Annotated in this window: 1 protein-coding gene; it reads right to left on the bottom strand. The window is 63.2% G+C overall.

Translation table 11 applies throughout. The annotated features are described in order from the left end of the window. A partial coding sequence (locus tag AB3X96_RS42480) for an AMP-binding protein (protein ID WP_368594410.1) occupies positions 1–858 on the bottom strand: 858 nt, incomplete at both ends.

The following is an 858-nucleotide window of genomic DNA, read 5'->3' as shown; positions in this document are numbered from 1 at the left end:
GGACTGGCGATGAACCGCTCGGCTGTCAGCTCGGGGCGGTTCAGATAGCCCCGCGCGACCCCCGCCCCGCCAATGTAGAGCTCACCCACCGCCCCGAACGGCACCGGCTCGCCATGACCGTCCAGCAGATAGAGCCGAAGATCGGGAATGCGTCTTCCGATCAGACCACCCGGTCCGGACGAGTCAGACTGGCCAAGAGACCGATAGGTCACATGCACGGTCATTTCCGTGATGCCGTACATGTTGATCAGTTGTGGCGCGTGACCGGAATATCTCCCAGACCATGACCTGAGCATCGACGGGTCGAGCCTCTCACCACCAAAGATCACGTATCGAAGTCGGTTCGGAACACTGCTGTGAGACTCCACATCCATCAGAGCTCTAAAAGCTGAGGGGGTCTGGTTCAGAACTGTGACGCCATATCTGCGGATTAGCTCATCGAATGCTGAAGGCGCGCGAGCAACATGCCCGGGCACGAGCACCACACAGCCGCCATGGCGTAGCGCCCCCCACAACTCCCATACTGAGAAATCGAACGAGAAGGAATGGAACAGACACCATACGTCGCGTTCATTGAAGCCAAACCAGTGCTGCGTCGTCTCGAACAAACGAACAATCTGAGCATGCTCAACCATGACGCCCTTGGGCGTGCCGGTGGAGCCCGACGTGTAGATCACATAGGCCAGATGGTGCGGACCCAGGCCCAGCGCGCGCGCATCCGGATCCGATGCCGGCTGCCCGGCCCACGCCGGCGACTGCGCCTCCAGCTCCACCAGCCCCACGCCAGCGAGCGCCTCCTCGCCCAGCGCCGCACGCCCCGCCCCATCGGCCAGCACCAGCCGCGGCGCCGCCTCCCCC

This window comes from Paraburkholderia sp. BR13439, assembly GCF_040948805.1.
In the GTDB taxonomy this organism is placed as follows: Bacteria; Pseudomonadota; Gammaproteobacteria; order Burkholderiales; family Burkholderiaceae; genus Paraburkholderia; species Paraburkholderia youngii.
The sequence above is the reverse complement of the archived record's forward strand: the minus strand, read 5'-3'. Positions and strand labels throughout refer to the sequence as shown.